General features: G+C 66.8%; 18 protein-coding genes and 1 other RNA gene. 8 read left to right on the top strand and 11 right to left on the bottom strand.

Annotated elements, in window-relative coordinates; genetic code table 11:
• Positions 1–73: 73 nt before the first annotated feature.
• Entirely contained in the window at positions 74–628 is a 555-nt protein-coding gene (locus WS62_RS07190) for a group III truncated hemoglobin (RefSeq protein WP_066569490.1), read from the bottom strand.
• A gap of 184 nt (positions 629–812) precedes the next feature.
• Here WS62_RS07190 and WS62_RS07185 point away from each other — a divergent pair, with 184 nt between their 5' ends.
• Together WS62_RS07185 and clpB are read left to right on the top strand one after the other, a co-directional pair.
• Positions 813–1,310 carry an Rrf2 family transcriptional regulator gene (locus WS62_RS07185; protein WP_066493741.1) on the top strand — a complete coding sequence of 166 codons (498 nt, stop codon included), beginning with the start codon at positions 813–815 and terminating at the stop codon, positions 1,308–1,310.
• A 182-nt stretch (positions 1,311–1,492) separates the two neighbouring features.
• Positions 1,493–4,090, top strand: coding sequence for an ATP-dependent chaperone ClpB (clpB, locus tag WS62_RS07180; protein WP_066569488.1), 2,598 nt, complete (start codon positions 1,493–1,495; stop codon positions 4,088–4,090).
• Positions 4,091–4,255: 165 nt separating this feature from the next.
• On the opposite strand, the gene WS62_RS07175 is transcribed toward clpB, so the two are convergent.
• Both WS62_RS07175 and WS62_RS07170 read right to left on the bottom strand, forming a co-directional pair.
• Positions 4,256–4,678, bottom strand: a complete 423-nt coding sequence (locus WS62_RS07175) for a YidB family protein (protein ID WP_066493742.1) — start codon at positions 4,676–4,678, stop codon at positions 4,256–4,258.
• Positions 4,679–4,758: 80 nt separating this feature from the next.
• Positions 4,759–5,367, bottom strand: coding sequence for a ComEA family DNA-binding protein (locus WS62_RS07170; RefSeq protein WP_066569486.1), 609 nt, complete (start codon positions 5,365–5,367; stop codon positions 4,759–4,761).
• Positions 5,368–6,124: 757 nt separating this feature from the next.
• Here WS62_RS07170 and WS62_RS07165 point away from each other — a divergent pair.
• On the top strand, positions 6,125–6,577 hold the full coding sequence (locus tag WS62_RS07165; protein ID WP_066569484.1) for a MerR family transcriptional regulator: 453 nt from the start codon (positions 6,125–6,127) through the stop codon (positions 6,575–6,577).
• The gene (locus tag WS62_RS07160; RefSeq protein WP_066569480.1) at positions 6,559–6,969 is read left to right on the top strand and encodes a carboxymuconolactone decarboxylase family protein; all 411 of its coding nucleotides are present in this window, start codon (positions 6,559–6,561) and stop codon (positions 6,967–6,969) included. Before WS62_RS07165 ends, WS62_RS07160 begins: the two co-directional genes overlap by 19 nt.
• Positions 6,970–7,272: 303 nt before the next feature.
• Here the strand turns inward: WS62_RS07160 and WS62_RS07155 are convergent, their stop codons facing one another.
• The 8 genes from WS62_RS07155 to trxA all read right to left on the bottom strand — a co-directional run bounded on the left by WS62_RS07155 (position 7,273) and on the right by trxA (position 15,958).
• Complete coding sequence (locus tag WS62_RS07155; protein ID WP_066569477.1) at positions 7,273–8,628, bottom strand: MATE family efflux transporter; 1,356 nt, start codon at positions 8,626–8,628, stop codon at positions 7,273–7,275.
• Between the two features lie 3 nt (positions 8,629–8,631).
• A complete protein-coding gene (locus WS62_RS07150) occupies positions 8,632–10,380 on the bottom strand; it encodes an ArnT family glycosyltransferase (RefSeq protein WP_066569586.1) in 1,749 nt (582 codons plus the stop codon).
• A gap of 225 nt (positions 10,381–10,605) precedes the next feature.
• Positions 10,606–10,869, bottom strand: a complete 264-nt coding sequence (locus WS62_RS07145) for a type B 50S ribosomal protein L31 (protein ID WP_066493822.1) — start codon at positions 10,867–10,869, stop codon at positions 10,606–10,608.
• A gap of 211 nt (positions 10,870–11,080) precedes the next feature.
• A complete protein-coding gene (locus WS62_RS07140) occupies positions 11,081–11,926 on the bottom strand; it encodes a zinc-dependent peptidase (RefSeq protein WP_066569474.1) in 846 nt (281 codons plus the stop codon).
• Positions 11,927–11,967: 41 nt separating this feature from the next.
• Positions 11,968–13,524 (bottom strand): MFS transporter, encoded by a 1,557-nt coding sequence (locus WS62_RS07135; RefSeq protein ID WP_066569472.1) that lies wholly within the window; start codon positions 13,522–13,524, stop codon positions 11,968–11,970.
• Positions 13,521–14,036 (bottom strand): MerR family transcriptional regulator, encoded by a 516-nt coding sequence (locus WS62_RS07130; RefSeq protein WP_066569470.1) that lies wholly within the window; start codon positions 14,034–14,036, stop codon positions 13,521–13,523. Before WS62_RS07130 ends, WS62_RS07135 begins: the two co-directional genes overlap by 4 nt.
• A 138-nt stretch (positions 14,037–14,174) precedes the next feature.
• Entirely contained in the window at positions 14,175–15,437 is a 1,263-nt protein-coding gene (gene rho / locus WS62_RS07125; RefSeq protein WP_066493751.1) for a transcription termination factor Rho, read from the bottom strand.
• A 194-nt stretch (positions 15,438–15,631) separates the two neighbouring features.
• Positions 15,632–15,958: a thioredoxin TrxA gene (trxA, locus tag WS62_RS07120; RefSeq protein WP_009890789.1), complete on the bottom strand. Its 327-nt coding sequence runs from the start codon at positions 15,956–15,958 to the stop codon at positions 15,632–15,634.
• Between the two features lie 392 nt (positions 15,959–16,350).
• Here trxA and ffs point away from each other — a divergent pair.
• From ffs to recR, 4 genes are all read left to right on the top strand, one after another.
• An RNA gene (ffs, locus tag WS62_RS07115) (signal recognition particle sRNA small type) lies at positions 16,351–16,449 on the top strand.
• A gap of 134 nt (positions 16,450–16,583) precedes the next feature.
• Entirely contained in the window at positions 16,584–19,046 is a 2,463-nt protein-coding gene (locus tag WS62_RS07110) for a DNA polymerase III subunit gamma/tau (RefSeq protein ID WP_066569468.1), read from the top strand.
• A gap of 94 nt (positions 19,047–19,140) precedes the next feature.
• On the top strand, positions 19,141–19,467 hold the full coding sequence (locus WS62_RS07105; protein ID WP_059469738.1) for a YbaB/EbfC family nucleoid-associated protein: 327 nt from the start codon (positions 19,141–19,143) through the stop codon (positions 19,465–19,467).
• A gap of 31 nt (positions 19,468–19,498) precedes the next feature.
• Positions 19,499–20,101 (top strand): recombination mediator RecR, encoded by a 603-nt coding sequence (gene recR, locus WS62_RS07100; RefSeq protein ID WP_082720775.1) that lies wholly within the window; start codon positions 19,499–19,501, stop codon positions 20,099–20,101.
• Positions 20,102–20,106 lie beyond the last annotated feature (5 nt).

Below are 20,106 nucleotides of genomic sequence, written 5' to 3'. Positions count from 1 at the left end.
TCTTCCTTTCCCTTCTTCGGCGCGCTGCGCGGCCGTTTCGAGCGAACCCGGAACCGGCGGCCGGCCCGTTCGCTCACGCGTCGTCGTGCGCCGCGCGGCCGATGATTTTCGCCGGAAACGGCTCGCCGCGCGGCCGGCGCGCGTCTGCGTCGTCGTCCGCGGGCCGCTTCGGCGCGATCAGGTCGAGGATGGCCTGCTGCTCGGCCGGAATCCGGTAATCCCAGCCGAAGCGGCTCAATTGCAGGCTCTGCGCGATCCGCAGCGCGGGCTCCATGAAGCGCACGGCCGCCGCGGGCTCGTAGCGCGCCTCGACGGTCTTCAGGAACAGCGCGAGCCAGCGGCTGAAATGCACGGGCTCGAGGCCGTCGAGCGGCTGGTGCGCGGCCTGCACGTTACCGCGGTAGCGCTTCGTGCCGAGCACGAGGCTCGACCAGAATTCGCCCATTTTCGGCAGATGTTCGTCCCAGCGCCCGGCGAGCTTGCGCTCGAATACGGGGCCGAGGAGGGCATCGTCGCGCACGCGTTCATAGAACGCGTCGACGAGCGCACGAATGTTCTCCGGGGTTGGTTCGGCGGCGCGCGTCGCCGCAGCGGCGACCGCGGAGATTTCGGAAGAAGCGTGGGTCATTTAAAAAAAGGGCCGGGTAATACGGCAGCACGGGCATGCGATTTTGTCGCACAATAATAAACGGCCACCCTCTCAATAAAAGTGCTGATGGCTTGCATCTTATGATGCGGTCGTCGGATCGGCAATGGCAGACGCGCGTTTTTTGCGCGGGCGCCGATCGCACTGACACAACATCCATTTCGTAATGAGACTAACCGACTACACCGACTACTCTTTGCGCGTCATGTTGTTCCTCGCGGTCCGGGGCGAGGGCTTGTCGACGATCCAGGAGATCTCGGATGCCTACGGCATTTCCAAGAACCATTTGATGAAAGTGGTGCAGCAGCTCGGCGAGCTCGGTTGGATCGAGACGGTGCGCGGCCGCAACGGCGGCTTGCGCCTGAATGCGCAGTCCGCCACGCTGACGGTCGGCGAAGTCGTGCGCAAGACCGAAAACGATTTCGCGCTCGTCGGCTGCTTCGCGGACGAGTCCGAGTCGCATCGCAGCTGCGTGATCCAGTCGGCGTGCAGGCTCAAGGGCGTGTTCGCGGCCGCTCGCGACGCGTTCTTCGCGGAGCTCGACAAGCACACGATCGGCGAGCTTTCGCAGCCGGCGTCGCAGCTTGCCGCGCTGCTCGGCCTCACCCCCGTGCGGATCGTGCCCGTGGCCGAACTCCGCGTGCCGGTGACCGTCGCCGGCTGACGCCGCGCGGCGCTTTCCCGGCGCTTTTGGTTTCGCGCGCGCGGCCGCGTCGCCGCCGTGCGCGTTCTCGTTGCCGTCACGCGCCCGTGTGACGCGTCCCTTGCTGTGCCTCAATAAAAAACCGGCTTGAAAGGCGGATAACCATCCTCATTTGGTTGCTATTCGCAATGGAGGTCTCATTCATGAGAATCGACAAGCTCACCACCAAATTCCAAGAGGCGCTCGCGGACGCGCAAAGTCTCGCCGCCGGGCGCGATAACCAGTACATCGAACCCGTTCACGTGCTCGCCGCGCTGATCGCGCAGCAGGACGGCTCCGCGCGCGCGCTGCTGTCGCGCGCGGGCGTGCACATCCAGGCGTTGCAAGGCGCGCTCAACGAAGCGATCTCGCGCCTGCCGCAAGTGACGGGCACGGGTGGCGACATTCAGGTCGGCCGCGAACTCGCGAGCCTCCTGAACCAGGCCGACAAGGAGGCGCAGAAGCTCAACGACACGTTCATCGCGAGCGAGATGTTCCTGCTCGCCGTCGCCGACGACAGGGGCGAGGCGGGCCGTCTCGCGCGCCAGCACGGGCTCACGCGCAAGGCGCTCGAATCCGCGGTCGCCGCGGTGCGCGGCGGCTCGCAGGTGCACAGCGAGGACGCGGAAAGCCAGCGCGAGGCGCTGAAGAAATACACGGTCGACCTGACAGAGCGCGCGCGCGCGGGCAAGCTCGATCCCGTCATCGGCCGCGACGACGAGATCCGCCGCTCGATCCAGATCCTGCAGCGCCGCACGAAGAACAACCCGGTGCTGATCGGCGAGCCGGGCGTCGGCAAGACGGCGATCGTCGAAGGGCTCGCGCAGCGGATAGTCAACGGCGAGGTGCCTGAGACGCTGAAGGGCAAGCGCGTGCTGTCGCTCGACATGGCGGCGCTGCTCGCCGGCGCGAAGTATCGCGGCGAGTTCGAGGAGCGCCTGAAGGCGGTGCTCAACGACATCGCGAAGGACGAAGGCCGCACGATCGTCTTCATCGACGAGATCCACACGATGGTCGGCGCGGGCAAGGCCGAAGGCGCGATGGACGCGGGCAACATGCTGAAGCCGGCGCTGTCGCGCGGCGAGCTGCACTGCATCGGCGCGACGACGCTCGACGAATACCGCAAGTACATCGAAAAGGATGCCGCGCTCGAGCGCCGCTTCCAGAAGGTGCTCGTCGACGAGCCGAGCGTCGAGGCGACGATCGCGATCCTGCGCGGCCTGCAGGAGAAGTACGAACTGCACCACGGCGTCGAGATCACCGACCCGGCGATCGTCGCCGCTGCGGAGCTGTCGCATCGCTACATCACCGACCGCTTCCTGCCCGACAAGGCGATCGACCTGATCGACGAAGCGGCGTCGAAGATCAAGATGGAAATCGATTCGAAGCCCGAAGAAATGGACAGGCTCGATCGCCGTCTGATCCAGTTGAAGATCGAGCGCGAAGCGGTGAAGAAGGAGCAGGACGAAGCGTCGCAAAAGCGCCTGCAATTGATCGAAGAGGAAATTCAGCGGCTCGAGCGCGAGTACGCGGATCTCGAAGAGATCTGGACGGCCGAGAAGGCGGCCGTGCAGGGCAGCGCGCAACTGAAGGAAGAGATCGACAAAGTGCGCGCCGACATCACGCGGCTGCAGCGCGAAGGCAAGCTCGAGAAGGTCGCGGAGCTCCAGTACGGCAAGCTGCCGCAGCTCGAGGCGCGCCTCAAGCAGGTCACGCAGGCGGAGGAAAGCGAGCAGCACAACCCGACGCGGCCGCGCCTGCTGCGCACGCAGGTCGGTGCGGAGGAGATCGCCGAGGTCGTGTCGCGCGCGACGGGCATTCCCGTGTCGCGGATGATGCAGGGCGAGCGCGAAAAGCTCCTGCACATCGAAGAGAAACTGCATGAGCGCGTCGTCGGCCAGAACGAGGCGATCAACGCGGTCGCCGACGCGATCCGCCGTTCGCGCGCGGGCCTGTCCGATCCGAACCGTCCGTATGGCTCGTTCCTGTTCCTCGGCCCGACGGGCGTCGGCAAGACCGAGCTGTGCAAGGCGCTCGCCGGCTTCCTGTTCGATACCGAAGAGCATCTGATCCGAATCGACATGAGCGAGTTCATGGAGAAGCACAGCGTCGCGCGGCTGATCGGCGCGCCGCCCGGCTACGTCGGCTACGAGGAGGGCGGTTATCTGACCGAAGTTGTGCGCCGCAAGCCGTATAGCGTCATCCTGCTCGACGAGATCGAGAAGGCGCACCCGGACGTGTTCAACGTGCTCCTGCAGGTGCTCGACGATGGCCGGATGACGGACGGGCAGGGGCGCACCGTCGATTTCAAGAACACGGTGATCGTGATGACGTCGAACCTTGGCTCGCAGCTGATCCAGGCGATGTCGGGCTCGTCGCAGGAAGAGATCAAGGACGCGGTGTGGGGCGAGGTCAAGCAGCATTTCCGCCCTGAATTCCTGAACCGGATCGACGACGTCGTCGTGTTCCACGCGCTCGATCGCAGCAATATCCAGTCGATCGCGAAGATCCAGCTCGCGCGTCTGCACGAACGGCTCGCGAAGCTCGACATGGAGCTCGACGTATCCGAGTCGGCGCTCGAGCAGATCGGCAAGGTCGGCTACGATCCCCTCTTCGGCGCGCGGCCGCTCAAGCGCGCGATCCAGCAGGAGATCGAGAATCCGGTCGCGAAGCTCATTCTCGCGGGCCGCTTCGGTCCGAAGGACGTGATTCCGGTCGACGTGCAGGACGGCAAGTTCGTGTTCGAGCGCGTCGTGCATTGATCGCCGCGTTCAGGCCGAGCGAGCCGGCGTTTCATCCGGCTCGCAAAAGCAAACACCCCGCGCAAGCGGGGTGTTTTTTTACCGGCGGCGCGTTTCTGCGGCCGCCGTGGCGGGGGCATCGCGCGGGGCGCCGACAGCGCCGCACGCGATGCCGTGCGCTGCCGCTCAGGCCTGCTTGTTGCCGAACAGGCCCGCCAGCTGCGACAGCGTGCCGAGCACGTTCGACGTGTCGAGCTGGCCGTTCGCCGGCACTTCGCCGTTCGGCGTCGCGCCGTTGACGACGTGCGGCAGCACCTGCGCGAGGATGCCGGATGCCTGCTGCGGATCGACGCCGATCTTCTGCGCGAGCGCGCCGACCGTGTCCGAGCCGAGCACATTCTGCAGCGTCTCCGGCGAGATCGGCTGGTTTTCGCCGGTGCCGATCCACGAGCCGATGATTCCGCCCGCGCCGCCCGCGTTGAATTTCTCGATGAGGCCGTTCAGGCCGCCCGGCTGGTTGTTGATGAACTCCAGCGCGGCGCTGACGAGCGCGTTCTGATTGCCGCCTTGGCCGCCGATCAGACCGCCAACGATGTCGAGTAGACCCATGATTCACCTGCTAGGTTGAGGCGGCGCCGCGAACGGCGCCGGTGGAACGAAGACGCCGCGCGCGACGCGCGGCGCCCGACTTATGCGCCCGATGCAGCGGACGCGGGCGTCGCCGCCTTGTTCTTCTTGCTTTTCTTCGAGCCCTTCGCTTTCGTCGACGACGCGGCGGCCGGCGCGCTCGCGTCGGTCGAGGCGCTCGCCGCGGCTGCGGCTTTTTCCTTCTTCTTCGACGCGCGCGTCTTCTTCGCGGCCGGCGTGCTCGCCGCCGTCGCCGGCGTGCTCGCGGCAGGCGACGGAGTCGTCGCGGACGGTGCGGGCGTTGCGGTCGTCGTGGCCGGCGTCTGCGCGGGTGCGGCGGTCGTCGTGGTCGCGGCCGGCTTCGCCGTGCTGGTCTTCGCCTTCGCGCCCGCCGGCGGCGTGGACGAGCCGCCGATCGTCAAGCCTGCCGCCTCGAGATTGGCGACGGACTTCGTGCCGAGACCCTTCACGCGGCTCGCGAGATCGTCGGCGTCCTTGAACGGGCCGTGGTTCGCGCGCTCGTCGATGATCGCCTTCGACTTCACCGGTCCGAGGCCCTTCACCGATTCGAGCGCCGCCTGATCGGCGGTATTGACTTCGACCGCGGCGGCGAACGCTGCGGTCAGCGAAAGCGACAGTGCGACGATCAGCATCAGCAGCTTTTTCAGCATGGCGGGGACTCCCTTGTGACGAAACGGATGAATGGGTGTCGGAACGGACGCGGGCGCGTGGCGCGGGCCGGGCGTTGCGTTCAAGCATAGGACAAATGCGTGCCCTTTTTAAGACAGCGGGGGCAATGTTGCGCATCGATGGCGACACTGTAAAGGCTGCGGCGGGGCATGTGGGCGGGTTTTTACCATCTTTGACGGAAATCGGGCCGGACGGAGGCGAGCGGGCGGTGTGGCGCGTATCGAAGCGTTGATGGGCTGGCAGCGGTGGTCGTTGCTTGGCATCACGAACGGGCGCGTATCGTTGGCGGTCGTCCGTTTGTCGGGCATCGTGTGCAAGCCGCAAGCCGCAAGCCGCAAGTCGCAAGCCGCAAGCCGCAAGCCGCAAGTCGCAAGTCGCAAGTCGCAAGTCGCAAGCCGATCGCCGAAAACGGAAAACGGCAAGCCGAAGACCGCAAGCCCAAAAACGGAAGCGACGCATCCAAAGCCGTGGCGCAGCCGCTCACAGGAAACCGAACGCGACGTATCCGGGGGCAATCCGCAATCACGAACCCTGCCGACCGAGATCCGCAGATCCCGGGCCCCGGATATCGGCTGCAGCTCGCCGGGTCGCCCGGGCCTCCGCCGGCTTATTCGTCGACGCCCGTTCTCGCCGGCAGCCCGATTTCCGTCGCCGCGAGGCGATTCTAACCATGCCACCACTGGCCATCACGCGCCGCTTGACTTAGAGTGCACTCTAAGTCCTAACCTTGAGAACGTCATGTCGAACGCATCGAAGCAAACGTCCCCGCGCGCGTTGACGATCGGCCAGGTCGCCGCGCTCGTCGGCGTGTCGACGCACACGCTGCGCTACTACGAGCAGGCCGGCCTGCTGCGGTCGATCTCGCGCACGCAGTCGGGGCACCGGCTGTACGCGCCCGCCGATCTCGATTGGCTGCGCTTCGTCATGCGCCTGAAGGCGACCGGGATGCCGATCGCCGGGATGCACGCGTTCGCCGAGCTTCGCGCGCTGGGCGACGCGACGCTCGGCGAGCGGCGTGCGCTTCTCGCCGCGCATCGCGACAGGGTGCGCGCGCAGATCGACACGCTGCAGACGAACCTCGACGCGATCGTCGACAAGATCGCGTACTACGAGCGGGCCGAGCGCGACGCGATTCGACAGGCGAATCAACCTCAACCGGACAAGGACGAACGATGGAGCAACACACCGTAGAAGACCGCTATACGCGAGGCTGGAACAAGCTGAAGGAAATCGACGGCGACGTCGGCGAGCGCGTGGTCGAGGCGCTCGCGCCGATCGCGCCCGACTTCGGGCGGTTGCTCGTCGAGTTCGGCTTCGGCGACATCTATAGCCGGCCGCAGCTCGATCTGAGGTGGCGCGAGATCGCGACGATCGCGTCGCTCGCGACGCTGGGTCACGCGCAGCCGCAACTGAAGGTGCACATCGAGGCGGCGCTGAACGTCGGCTGCACGCGCGACGAGATCGTCGAGGTGTTCATGCAGATGGCCGTGTACGCGGGCTTCCCGGCCGCGCTCAACGCGCTGTTCGCCGCGCGCGACGTGTTCGAACAACGTGATGCCGCCGACGCGCGCGCGCATGCGTGACGACCGCGGCGGCGGCCGACGCCGCCGCACTCACGCGCGGTGCGGCGCGACGATGCCGTACTTGGCGATACGCCACTCGGGGGAACTGGCGCGTGGGCGCTGACGTGCAGGCACGACATAGGAGCGAGAAGCCGAGCGCCGGAAGGCAGAAGACAGAAGACAGAAGACAGAAGACAGAAGGCGGAAGGCGGAAGGCGGAAGGCGGAAGGCGGAAGGCGGAAGGCGGAAGGCGCGCATCGAAAAGCGCAAGGGCGGGAAGCGGGCCGCACCTGCCGCCCGTCACCGCCCGTCACCGCCCGGCGCTCAGCTCCCGGCGCTCAGCTTTCGCCGTCCGATGCGTCGCAGATAGAGCGCGAGCCCGCCGCCCGCGAGGATCAGGCTCGCCGTGTTGGCGGTCCAGAAGCCGCGCGCGCCAGTGAGCGACGCCGGCACGACGCCGCCGACGTCGAAGCCGAGCAGATAGCCGCCGCCGAGCCCGACGCCCCACAGCGCGATCGCATAGATCGCAGTCGGCACGACGGCGACCTTGTGCGCGCGCAGCACGAACGCGGTCGTGATCTGCAGCGCGTCGAAGAAGTGATAGAACGTCACGATCGCGATGAGCGGCATCGCAGCCGCGGCGACGGCCGGATTCGGCGTGTAGCCCGACACGATCAGCGGCCGCAGCGCGAACACAACGATCCCGTACACGCACGCGGCCGCGCATGCAAGCGCGATCCCGTGCCGGCCGAGCGCGCGCGCTTCGTCGAGCCGCTTCGCGCCGAGCGCGCGCGCGACGAGCGTCGACGACGCGACGCCGATGGAAAGCGGTGTCATGTACAGCACCGCGCCGACGTTGCTCGCGATCTGATGGCCGGCGAGCGTCGTCGTGCCGAACTGCGCGATGAAGAGCGCCATGAACGTGTACGACGTGACCTCGATCAGATACGAGAGCCCCATCGGCACGCCGAGCATGAGGAGCGCCTTCTGTCGCTGCCAGACGGGCCGCGTGAAGCGCGAGAAGATCGCGAGCGGCTCGAACACGTCGAGCTTCGCGAGCAGCGTGAAGCCGACGATCGCGAGCGCCCAGTTGATCAGCGTGCTCGCGAGCCCGCAGCCGGGGCCGCCGAGCGCGGGCACGCCGAGGCCGCCGAAAATGAACCAGATGTTGAGTGGCACTTTGACGACGAGCGCGCCGAGCTGCAGGATCATCGCGAGCCGCGGCCTGCCTGCCGCGTTCGTCAGCGCGTTGTAGATCCGAAAGAGGAGGCTCGCGGGCAGCCCGAACGACAGGATGCGCAGATAGGCGACCGTGCGCTCATGCAATTCGGCGGGCGCGTGCGCGATCCGCAGCAGCGGTTGCGGAAAATGCAGCAGCAGGAAGCCGGGGATCGCGAGCAGCACGGCGAGCCACATCGCCTGGCGCGCTTCCTCGCCGATCTCGGCGTAGCGTCGTGCGCCGTACAGTTGTCCCGTGATCGGCTGCAGCGCGGACAGGATTCCGGTCAGCCCGATGAACACGGAGATGTAGATCGACGTGCCGAGCCCGAGCGCCGCGAGATCGAGCGCGGAGAAGCGGCCGACCATTGCGGTGTCGATCACGCCGAACGCGATGATCGCGAGCTGGCCGACGAGCACCGGCCATGCGAGACCGGCAATCTTGCGGATGTCGCCGAGCATCGGTCAGCGGGCCTTGTGCGGCGGGCGGCGCTTGACGGGCGTTTTCGGGCGTTCGATCCGTTCGTACAGGCGGAAGCGCTCGTCGCGGTCGGCGGCGCGGCGGCCTTCCCACACGAGGCGCCACACATACTGCGACATCGAGCTCGGCTCGCCGAAGTCCGCGCGGTCCTGGCGCAGGATCACGTCGCAGTCCTCGGTGAACGAGAAGTGCATGTCGCCGAAATACGCGAACGTCGCGATCTGCGCGTCGCCGAGACGCACGGGCGAGATGCACTCGTAGTCGGACGGCAGGTGCGCGGCGATCTGCTGCGCGACGTCGCGATAGGTCCGGCTGTAGTTGACGATCGGCAGCCACAGCGTCATCAGCAGCACCCACATCAGCGTCGTGCCCGCGCTCGACAGCACGACGCTGCGCCACAGCACCTTCGGCTGCCGCGAGATGCGCCAGCGCACGAGCATCAGCCAGCACGCGGTCGCCGCGACCGCGCAGACGAACGACAGCACCTTGAAGTGCGGCTCGTAGCCCGGCACGAGGCGGCCGAGATTGCGCGCGAGCGGATGCGGGAAGCCTGTCAGCGACGCGAGCCACACGAGCCACACGAACGTGCCGAGGATGGTGAAGCTCAGCACCGCGAACCAGTCGATCGCATTGATCGCGCCGCGCTTGAGCGTCGGCAGCGCGAACGTCGCGACGACGGCGAGGGGCGGCAGCAGCAGCATGTACATCCGGTTCGTCTGCTGGCTTTGCAGGATCACGAGCGCGACGAGCGGCATGACGACCGACAGCGGAATTGCGATATGCGGCCGGCGGCGCAGGCCCGACCAGCTCGTCCATGCCCAGATCGCGAGCGGCCACGCGGGCCACGTGAAGAGCGGCAGGTTCTTCGCCGCGTACGCGAGCACCGTCGTCGGCGGGCCGGAGAAGCGCATCAGGCTGCCGTGCAGCCATTGATTGAAGAACCAGCTCGCGTCATCCGGGAAAGCGGCGAGCGCGGCGAACGGCCAGATCGCGAACACCGCGACGGCGAGCGGCAGCCCGATCGCGGGCAACTGCACGCAGCGGATCTCGGGCGTGACGAGATAGAGCGCGAGCGTGCCGACCGCGAGCGCGGCGACGAGTACCGGATTGCCCGACAGCGCGACGAGGCCGAGCGCGATGCCCCACCAGAGCGCGCCTTGCGCGGGCTTGTCGATCGCGCGCACGAGCCCGTAGACCAACATCGCGATCCATGCGAACTGCGCGAGTTGCGGCGTGGTTTCGTGGCCGCGCTCGGCGAGGCCGAAACAGGCGAGCAGGACGAGGAGCGCGCCGTCGGCGAGCGTGCGGCCATAGTCGCGCGGCTCGGGCTCGCCGCCGAACGCATACTTGAACGGCTGGATTTCGGCGCGCCGGCCGAGCAGGTACGCGGCGTACCAGACGAACGCGGACGCGACGCAGAACAACACACCCGAATAGACGCGCGACGCGTTGCTCGCGTCGATCCACGGCAGCGCGCGGATCGCGAGGCTGCCGAGCCAGTAGCCGAGCGGCCCGTCGGACGTGATGAACTTGCCGACGAGATTCGGCAGCAGCCAGTCGTGCAGCCCGCCTTGCGCCATCGTCCACATCACGCCGAAGCCCGCCGCGTCCTCGTTTTTCCACGGATCGCGGCCGAACAGCCCGAACGCCGCATAGACGATGCAGAGCGTGAGCAGCAGCCAGCGCGGCAGTGCGCGGGTGGCGGAAGCGGTAAGGCGAACGACAGGCTTCATGCAGATGGGCGGCAGAGGATGGGCGACATGCCCGACGCGGGCGCGGCGGGCCATTTCGAGCATCCGGCATTGTAGACGCGCTGGACGACGCGCGTCAGCGAACCGGATGGCCCGCGCGGCGCTCGGCGGCCGTGCGGGATGAGCGGGGACAAAAAAAGGCAGCCTGGGCTGCCTTCTTTGCGGAGCCGGTTCGGCGCGAGGCCGGTGCCGACGTGGGCGCGAAGCTTACTTCGCCGCCTTGCCGCTGGCGCGTGCGCCGAACTTGTTCTTGAACTTCTCGACGCGGCCCGCCGTATCCATGATCTTTTGCTGGCCGGTGTAGAACGAGTGCGACTCCGACGACACTTCGATCTTCGCGAGCGGGTAGGTCTTGCCGTCGAGCTCGACGGTTTCGCGCGTCTGGATCGTCGAGCGCGTGATGAACTTGAAGCCGTTCGACATGTCTTGGAAGACGACTTCGCGGTAATTCGGGTGAATGCCTTGTTTCATGGTTTTTCCAGTGTAAGAGCGGTAGCCAGCCCGCCGCTTGCGCATCGCGGTGCGGTTTGCAGCATGTCCGGACAGCCGGACATGCGTGCTGGGCGCACCGTGAATCGACGCCGGTCGGCGCTGCGCGGTGCGAAAGCCCGGCGCGAGCCACTTGCCTAAGGTCGAAAGCTCGCGATTATGCCTGAAAATCAGACGCTTGGCGAATTTTTCGTCAAGCGCGCGCGGCGGGCCGCGCGAGGACACCCGTTTGCGCGGGATCCTGCCGGTAATAGCGGGCGAGCAGCCGGTAAAGCTCCGGAAATTCGGCCTCGAAGGCCCGGGGCTTCACGAAGAGCGCCTCGCTGCAGACCGCGAAGAATTCCGACGGGTGGTCGGCCGCATACGGATCGATCAGCGAATCGCGCTCGAAGCGCGCCCACGCGCGGTCCGGCACCGCGTCGACGCGGTCGCAGAATTGGTCGTACGCATGGTCGAACACGTCGGCCCAGCGTTCGGCGTCGAGATCCGGCGCGTGCCAGCGGCGAAAAAGGGGCGGATGACCGTCGGCCGGGCCGCTCATCATGTCGATCTTGTGCGCGAATTCGTGGATCACGACGTTGTACGCGTCCGAGCCGTCCGACATCTGCACGTCCTCCCACGACAGGATCACCGGGCCGCCTTCCCACGCTTCGCCGCTCGCGTCGTGCTCGACCTCGTGAACGACGCCGTCCTCGTCCTCGACCGTCTTGCGGATCACGAACTCGCCCGGATAGACGACGATGCCGACCCAGCCGCGATACAGGTCGAGGCCGAGGTTCAGCACGGGCACGCACGCTTGCACGGCGATGCCGACGACGATCGCATCGGTGATCTCCAGCCCGTGCGCGGTCGAGAACGACTTCTGCGCGAGAAAGAGGCTCGTCGTCTCGCGCAGCCGCTCCCGGTCTTCGTTCGACAGATACGACAGAAACGGCAGGCGCTCGAGCGTGTCGCGCCACAGCGCATCCGGAATCGGATGCGCGCGCAGCGCGCGGTCGCGGCGGCGCGCGTCGAACCACTGGGTGAGTTTGGAAAACATCGGGATGGAGAGGGCGTGAAACGACAGGCGCTAAACGTACCTCAATCGATCTCTTTTTGCCAGGCGGCGAAGATGCCGCCGCAGACCGCGACGCCCGCGAGGAAATAGAAGCCGTCGAGCGACGACAGGAACGACGCCTGCTGCGCGATCGTCCGGCTCACGGTGACGAGCGCGAGCGCGTGCGCCTCGTTCAGCGCGTGGCCCGCCTCGGCGAAGCTGCGCGTCAGCGTATCGATGGTCTGCTGGAACAGCGGGTTGTAGACGTTCGCCTGCTCGACGAGCCGCGTCTGATGCACGGCGAGCCGGTGCTGCTCGACGATGATGACGGACGCAGTCGAGAACGAGATCGTCAGTTGTCGAACGATGTTCTTCAGCCGGTAGCCGTGCGAATACTCTTCGATCGCGAACACGCGGAACGTCAGATTCGCGACGGGCAGCACGATGAAGAGGAGCAGCAGCCCGCGCATCAGGAGCGGCACGACGAGCGCGGCCTGGCCGACGTCGGGCGCCATCCGCGTCATCCACAGTGCGGCGAACGCGGCCATCGCGAAGCCCGGCACGATGATCCATTTCTTGTGCGTGAGGCGCTTCGCATAGCGCAGATAGACGAAGAGCGCGCTCGCGGAGATCAGCGACATCGTGCCGACGAGCCGCCCGGCGTTCTCGACCGGATAGCCGAGCCCGGTTTCGAGAAAGCGGGAGATCAGGTAGCTGTAGCCCGTCGTCTCGTAGTAATAGAACATGTAGAGCAGCAGGCCGACCTGGAACGTGCGCTCGCGAAACGCGTACAGCCGCACGAGCGGCGCCGGATGGTGCCACTGGTGATGGCCGAACCACGCGAGCGCGGCGAGGCCGCCCGCTGTCAGCAGCACGAGCTGCGGCGAGCCGGCGAAGAGCTGGAAGCGCACCTGCTGCATCACGATCTGCAGCGCGGCCTGCGCGAGCGCGAAGATCACGTACGGCCAGAAGTGCGCGCTGCCGCGCTCGTCGGGCGGCGTATGGCCGGAATCCGGCAGCGCGACGAACGCGAGCGCGGCGAACAGGATGCCCGTCGGCACCGTGCACGCGAACAGGGCGCGCCATGTGAAATGCGCGACGAGCAGGCCGCCCGCGATCGGCGCGAGCGAGCTGCCGAGCAGCAGCATGATGAGGAACGCGCGCGTCGCGGGCGGGCGGTCTTTCGGCGCGAAGCTGGTCTGGATCAGGATCCGGCACGCGCCCATCATCGGGCCGATGAAATAGCCCTGGAAGCCGCGTGCGAATGCGAGCTGCAGCGACGTGTCCGCGAGCGCCGCGGCGGCTGCGCCGAGCGAGAACATCAGCATGCAGCCGGCGACGTAGCGGCGATGCCCGAGCCGGTCGACCCACCATTGCTGCTGCAGGATGCCGAGCACCGCGGTCACCGCATACGTGCTCGATGCCCACACGAGCTCGTCCGGCGACGCATTGATTCCGCCCGCGATGTAGCTCGCGAAAAACGAGAACGCCGCGTTGTCGAAGTAGTCGAGGCCGGTGACGATCGCGAGCACCCATGGAAAGAAATCGCCGCGCAGGTTCGCGACGCTCCAGAGCGGCGGCCGATCCGGCGTCGCGCTCATGCGTCGGTCCCGCCCGTCTTGCGGCTGCTCGATTGGCGGCCGTGCACCGCGGCCCGGCGCTGGGCGATCAGCTCGTCGGGGTTTTCGCCGGCGAGCCGGCGCTCGACATAATCGATGTCGTGCAGCAATTCCTTCTTCAGCGCGCGCACCTCCTTCAATTCACGCTGCGCGGCGGCGATGCGCGCATCGAGCGTCGCGATCTGCTGCGACAGGTCCGCGTGAATGTCGCGCAGCGACGCGTCCGAGTAGCGCCGTCGTCCGTCGCCCGTCGCTTCGAGGGGGCGCTTCAGCATCTCGGTGATGCCGTGCAGCGAGAAGCCGAGCGCGCGCAGCCGCAGGATGCGCTCGAAGCGCTCGAGATCCGCGGCGTCGTACAGCCGGTAGCGGCCTTCGCTGCGCGACGGCGTGACGAGCCCGCGCTCCTCGTAGTACTTGAGCGTGCGCGGCGTCACGCCGAGCCGCGCGGCGGCGTCGCGTACGGTCAGGAGCAGGGTGGACGGGGTGTCGCTCATGGCGAGGAAATCTCCGGACGACGAAGGATCGATGTCCGCGATTATAGATCAACGTGTACGTTCACGTACATGTTGATCTATAAAAAAACCGCCCGGCGAACGGGCGGTTCTTCGCTGCGGCATGCGAGCGAGCGGGCGTCAGCCCCCGCGGCGCATCAGATCGAAGAATTCTGCGTTGCCCTTCGTCTGGCGGATCTTGTCGAGCAGGAATTCCATCGCTTCGACTTCGTCCATGTCGTGGATGAACTTGCGCAGCACCCAGACCTTTTGCAGGATCTCGGGCTTGATCAGCATTTCCTCGCGACGCGTGCCGGACTTGTTCAGGTTGATCGACGGATACACGCGCTTTTCCGCGAGGCGGCGCTCGAGGTGCACTTCCATGTTGCCGGTGCCCTTGAACTCTTCGTAGATCACGTCGTCCATGCGGCTGCCGGTTTCGATCAGCGCGGTGCCGATGATGGTCAGCGAGCCGCCTTCCTCGATGTTGCGCGCCGCGCCGAAGAAGCGCTTCGGACGCTGCAGCGCGTTCGCGTCGACACCGCCCGTCAGCACCTTGCCCGATGCCGGGATCACGGTGTTGTACGCGCGGGCGAGACGCGTGATCGAGTCGAGCAGGATCACGACGTCGTGCTTCATTTCGACGAGGCGCTTGGCCTTCTCGATCACCATTTCGGCGACCTGCACGTGACGCGTGGCCGGTTCGTCGAACGTCGACGCGATCACTTCGCCCGCGACCGAGCGCTGCATTTCGGTCACTTCTTCAGGACGCTCGTCGATCAGCAGCACGAACAGGATCACGTCCGGGTGGTTCTGCTTGATCGCGTGCGCGATGTGCTGGAGCATCACGGTCTTGCCCGACTTCGGCGACGCGACGAGCAGGCCGCGCTGGCCCTTGCCGATCGGCGCGATCATGTCGATGATGCGGCCCGTGACGTTTTCCTCGCCGCGCATTTCGCGTTCGAGCCACAGCGGCTTGTTCGGATGCAGCGGCGTGAGGTTCTCGAACATGATCTTGTGTTTCGAGGCCTCGGGCGGCTGCCCGTTGACTTTGTCGACCTTCACCAGCGCGAAGTAGCGCTCGCCGTCCTTCGGCGTGCGGACTTCGCCTTCGATCGTGTCGCCGGTGTGCAGGTTGAAGCGGCGGATCTGCGACGGGCTGATGTAGATGTCGTCGGTGCTCGCGAGGTACGACATTTCCGGCGAGCGCAGGAAGCCGAAACCGTCCGGCAGCACTTCGAGCGTGCCGTCGCCGAAGATCGTTTCTCCCGTCTTGGCGCGCTTTTTGAGAATGGCGAACATCAACTCCTGCTTGCGCAGGCGGTTCGCGTTTTCGATCTCCAGGCCATTGGCCATTTCGATCAATTCGGAGACGTGCAGAGACTTGAGCTCGGATAAATGCATACGGAGATCCCGCCAGGGAGGAGATGCGACGAAAGATATAGGGAGGAGGGCGAGCGGAAGCGCTCAGAGACTTATGTGCGTCTTGTCGACGTTTTTAATTCTAGCATAGGCCGATTCGGGCTTGAGCGACCGATCGGCGGATTTCGCGGCGCATGTGTTGTCGGCTGACAACACATGCGCCGCAGTGTATCCGTTTAGAGATGGCTGTCCAGGAACGCGGTAAGTTGCGACTTCGACAGCGCGCCGACCTTCTGCGCGGCGACCGCGCCGTTCTTGAAGAGGATCAGCGTCGGGATGCCGCGCACGCCGAACTTCGCGGGCGTCGCCTGGTTGTCGTCGACGTTGATCTTCGCGATCTGCAGCTTGTCGCCGTAGTCCTTCGCGACTTCGTCGAGGATCGGGGCGATCATCTTGCACGGACCGCACCACTCGGCCCAGAAGTCCAGCAGGACCGGCTTGTCGGACTTGACGACGTCCTGCTCGAACGATGCGTCGCTGATGTGTTTGATCTGTTCGCTCATTGGGTCAATACCTCTTTCGGTTCGGGGACTGCCTGCGCCGGCTGCCCTCGGGCTTTGCCGGTCGCCGGGGCAGGAAGCTACGCTCTTGCGAAAAGAAGAGCGTGAGCGCTGCATGCCGCGGCTCGCGGGTCATTCGGGCGTCATATTAGCCTAAATTGCTATCCGCTGTTGACGGCGATAGTAGCCGCTGCGCGAATAGGGGGGATGCGCATCCGGCTCGCCGCCCGCGTGTGCATCAAATGGGCGCGGCGCGGCGAATTGCAAGAGGCGGGCAAGGATCGGGCGGCGGCGCGTTCGGGAAAGCGCGGATCGACGTCGGCAATGGCGCGGTTTGCCGTCTCGTATGCGAATAACGGTCGCGCCGCGCGCGAAGCGATGCTAGAATGCGCCGTGACGGGCCTCCTCGCATGGTGGGGCGGTCAACCTGGTCAGGTCGGGAACGAAGCAGCCACAGCCGTTTTCCGCCAGTGCCGAGGGTCGGGCTCGTCACCTTTCGCTTGTATTTCCCGCTTGCGTTCTTCCGTTTTCCTCCCTTTCCTTTCGCTTCCCAACCGGCCCCGATGTGCGCGTGCTTTGCGGCGTTCAACCTGTCGGCGCGGCGCAGCGTTGCTGATACAATTTCCCGATGACCTATCAAGTTCTCGCACGCAAGTGGCGTCCGAAGGATTTCGCTTCGCTCGTCGGCCAGGAGCACGTCGTCAGGGCGCTCACGCACGCGCTCGACGGCGGGCGTTTGCATCACGCCTATCTATTTACAGGCACGCGCGGCGTCGGCAAGACCACGCTGTCGCGCATCTTCGCGAAGGCGCTCAATTGCGAGACGGGCGTCACGTCGCAGCCGTGCGGCGTGTGCCGCGCGTGCCGCGAAATCGATGAAGGGCGCTTCGTCGACTATGTCGAAATGGACGCGGCGAGCAATCGCGGCGTCGACGAAATGGCCGCGCTGCTCGAGCGCGCGGTGTACGCGCCCGTCGATGCGCGCTTCAAGGTCTACATGATCGACGAAGTGCACATGCTGACGAACCACGCGTTCAACGCGATGCTGAAGACGCTCGAGGAGCCGCCGCCGCACGTCAAGTTCATCCTCGCGACCACCGATCCGCAAAAGATCCCCGTCACCGTGCTGTCGCGCTGCCTGCAGTTCAATCTGAAGCAGATGCCGGCCGGGCACATCGTGTCGCATCTCGAACGGATTCTCGGCGAAGAAGCAATCGCGTTCGAGCCGCAGGCGCTGCGTCTTCTCGCGCGCGCCGCGCAAGGCAGCATGCGCGACGCGCTGTCGCTGACCGACCAGGCGATCGCGTATTCGGCGAACGAAGTGACGGAAACCGCCGTGTCCGGCATGCTCGGCACGCTCGACCAGACTTACATGGTGCGCCTCCTCGATGCGCTCGCCGCGGCCGACGGTCCGCAGATCCTTGCCGTCGCCGACGAGATGGCGCTGCGCAGCCTGTCGTTCTCGGCCGCGCTGCAGGATCTCGCGAGCCTGCTGCACCGGATCGCATGGGCGCAGTTCGCGCCGGCGTCGGTGCTCGACGAATGGCCGGAAGCGGCCGATCTGCGCCGCTTCGCCGAACTGATGAGTCCTGAGCAGGTGCAACTCTATTATCAGATCGCGACGATCGGGCGCGGCGAGCTCGGTCTCGCGCCCGATGAATACGCGGGCTTCACGATGACGCTGCTGCGGATGCTCGCGTTCGAACCCGCGACGACGGGCGGCGGCGCGCCAGGCGGCGGCTTGCCGGCTCAGGCGAGCGGCGCGGCGACGAAGTCGAACGCGCGCGCGGCTGCGGCGCTCAGCGCATCGCCGGCGCTGGCCGCGACCGCCGCTGCGGCGCAGGCGCCGAAGGCGGCTGGCGCTCGCGCGGCGGCGGCTCGCTCCGACTTGCCGCCTGCGCAAGCTGAGCCGGCAGCCGCAGAGCGAAGTGGCGACGCGCCCACGAACGACGCGTCCGCGAACGCGGATGTCCCGGCCGGCGCTCGATCGGATGACGCGCAGCCGCGTTCCGCTGCGCCGCGCGCCGAGTCGAGCGCGCCGGAGAACTCGCAGCCGAGCGTTGCATCCGAATCCGCCGCACGCGTGACCGCTTCGCCCGAACAGACATCCGTCGCGACGATCGCCGCGGCCACGCCTGCCGCCGCCGCATCGACGGCTGAAACCGCTGCGGAGCCGGCACTTGCCGCAGCCGAGCAAGCGCCGGCACCGGCCGCACCCGCTGCGCCGGCTTCCGCATCCGCGTCGCGTGCGACCGGTGCGGCCGCGGCGCTCGACGTGCTGCGCAACGCGGGCATGCGCGTGTCGTCCGATCGCGGCCGTGGCGCCGGCGCCGCCCGCTCGGCCGAGCCGGCTGCCGCACCCGCGGCGAAGTCCGCGCCGCGCGTGCCGGTGCCGACGCCGCGCGCCCGTTCGGCGCAAGGCGATGCGGCGCCGAACGGCGCTGCGCGCGCGGACGCGCGATCCGAGTCGCGCAACGCGCCGCCGCCGTGGGAGGACATCCCACCTGACGACTACGCGCCGTTTTCGATGGACGACGGCTTCATCCCGCCCGACGACGGATTCGTTCCGGTATTCGACAGCGGTCCCGACGACGTCCGGGTCGCGCCGAAGCCGGCGCCCGCACCGCCCGTCGACGCGCGTCCGCTGCCGGAGGCAATTCCGCTCGACGCGATCGGCTACGACGGCGAATGGCCGACGCTCGCTGCCAGCCTGCCGCTCAAGGGCGTCGCTTATCAGCTTGCGTTCAACAGCGAACTGACGTCGGTCGACGGCGGCGTGCTCAAGCTCGCCGTGCCGGTGCCGCAATACGCGGATGCCGCGCAAGTCTCGAAGCTGAAGGCGGCGCTCGCGGATGCGCTCGGCAAGCCGGTCGACGTCTCGGTCGAAGTCGGGCCGGCGCGCCGCACCGCGGCCGCGATCGCCGCCGCCGGGCGCGCGAAGCGGCAGCGCGAGGCCGAGCAGGAAATGAGCGGCGATCCGTTCGTCCAGCAGTTGCTGCGCGAATTCGGCGCGAGCATCGTCGAGGGTTCGATCCGACCCGTCGGCCCGGAAGCGGGCGCTGCGGACGGCGCCGCGCCGACGCTGCATTGACGCGAATCGGACGCTTCCCCGCGTCCGATTCCCATATTCATGAACCGGCGCTAAGATCGCGCCCGTTCGCAATCGATTACGAAGGAGCAAGTCCATGATGAAAGGCCAACTCGCCGGGCTGATGAAGCAGGCCCAGCAGATGCAGGAAAACATGAAGAAGATGCAGGAGCAACTGGCCCTTGTCGAAGTGGAGGGCCAGTCGGGCGCGGGGCTCGTCAAGGTGACGATGACCTGCCGCAACGAAGTGCGCCGCGTGTCGATCGATCCGAGCTTGCTCGCCGACGACAAGGACATGCTCGAGGACCTCGTCGCCGCCGCGTTCAACGATGCGGTGCGCAAGGCCGAGGCGACGTCGCAGGAGAAGATGAGCGGCATGACGGCGGGCTTGCCGCTGCCGCCCGGCTTCAAGCTGCCGTTCTGACGATGAACCGTTTGGTCGACGCCGTTTGCGCATGAGCATCAAGCCGCCTTCCGCGCTGTCCGGGCTCGTCGAAGCGCTGCGCGCGCTGCCGGGCGTCGGACCGAAGTCCGCGCAGCGCATCGCGTACCACCTGATGCAGCACGATCGGGAGGGCGCGCAGCGGCTCGGACGGTCGCTCCTGTTCGCGACCGAGCATCTGAGGCACTGCGAGAAGTGCAACACGTTCACGGAGGCGCAGATCTGCGAGGTCTGCAGCGATCCGGAGCGCGATCCGACGCTGCTGTGCGTCGTCGAGACGCCGGCCGATCAGATCATGCTCGAGCAGACGATGACTTACCGCGGGCTGTACTTCGTGCTGATGGGCCGCCTGAGTCCGCTCGACGGCATCGGTCCGAAGGAGATCCATTTCGACCGGCTCGTGCGCCGCGCATCGGACGGCGTCGTGAAGGAAGTCGTGCTCGCGACGAACTTCACGAACGAAGGCGAGGCGACCGCGCACTACCTCGGCCAGACGTTGAAGGCGCGCGGCCTAGCCGTCACGCGGCTCGCGCGCGGCGTGCCGGTGGGCGGCGAGCTCGAATATGTCGACGCCGGCACGATCGCCCGTGCGATGCTCGACAGGCGCACCATCTAGGCGGC

The sequence above is a fragment of the Burkholderia sp. ABCPW 14 genome, from assembly GCF_001523835.1.
GTDB lineage: Bacteria > Pseudomonadota > Gammaproteobacteria > Burkholderiales > Burkholderiaceae > Burkholderia > Burkholderia mayonis.
This window is presented reverse-complemented; position numbering and strand designations above follow the sequence as displayed.